Here is a 985-nt window from a genome sequence, read left to right as displayed (position 1 = left end):
CCTGTACTCCAAGCCGCCGAACAAGTACGTCAAGAAGGTCAACAAGTCCTTCCTGCACCTGCATCTGTTCCTGTACCGCAAGTCCCGCGGAAAGATCATGGGGCACTTCGGGCGCCTCGACGCGATGCTGCTGACCACCACCGGCCGCAAGACGGGCCTGGCGCGCACCCTGCCGGTCGGCTACGTCTACGACAACGGCCGCTACATCGTGTGCGCCGCCCCCGGCCACTTCGACGTGCCCGGCGGCCCGCAGGCCAGCCACCCCGCCTGGTTCCACAACGTGCGCGCCACCCCGCAGGAGAGCGTGGCCATCGGCCCCGAGCAGTTCCCGGCCACCGTGCGGATCCTCGCCGGCGACGAACGCGACCGCAGGTGGCGCGAGTTCTGCGAGGTCTTCCCGTTCATCGCCGAGTTCCAAAAGCGCGCCAGCCGCCCCATCCCGGTCCTGGAGATCACCCCCGACGACCTCGACCCGCAAGAACTCTGAGCACCCCCGCCACCAGGAAGGAAACAGATGAAGATCGAGGCGCTGGACCCGGCCACCCCCCCTCATCAAGCAATTCCAGGAGAAGAGCGGGCCGATCACACTCGTCAACGTCTTCGACGTGCCGAGCGAGCTGTACGACGAGTTCCTCAAGATCTGGCAGGAGGACGCCGCGTACATGAAGGGCAGCCCAGGCTGCATCCAGACCCAGCTGCACAAGGGCATCGCCGGCAGCCGCCTGCTGGTGAACGTGGCCGTGTGGGAGTCCACCGAGGCCCTGTTCGCCGCCTTCAGCAAGCCGGAGTTCCAGCAGTCGGCGGCCAAGTACCCCGACGGCATCACGGCCTACCCGCACGTCTACGAGAAGATCGCCGTCGAGGGCATCTGCGTCGCCTGACCGGCCGGCGGCACCCTGGTCGTCGTAGGGCCGAAGGCGTACGACGACCAGGGCGCGGCTATCAACTGCGCTTGCCTCACTAGGAGTTCGCCGTGACGACCGGC

At 67.1% G+C, this 985-nt stretch carries 2 protein-coding genes; both read left to right on the top strand.

Going from position 1 to position 985, the window contains the following annotated elements; all coding sequences use genetic code 11:
- Window positions 1-487: nitroreductase/quinone reductase family protein (locus TN53_RS40920; RefSeq protein WP_052745417.1), on the top strand; the 487-nt coding region annotated here is incomplete at its 5' end.
- A gap of 118 nt (window positions 488-605) precedes the next feature.
- Window positions 606-881, top strand: a complete 276-nt coding sequence (locus TN53_RS40915) for an antibiotic biosynthesis monooxygenase family protein (protein ID WP_234441824.1) — start codon at window positions 606-608, stop codon at window positions 879-881.
- Window positions 882-985 lie beyond the last annotated feature (104 nt).

The sequence above is a fragment of the Streptomyces sp. WM6386 genome (assembly GCF_000972385.1).
Lineage (GTDB): Bacteria > Actinomycetota > Actinomycetes > Streptomycetales > Streptomycetaceae > Streptomyces.
This window is presented reverse-complemented; position numbering and strand designations above follow the sequence as displayed.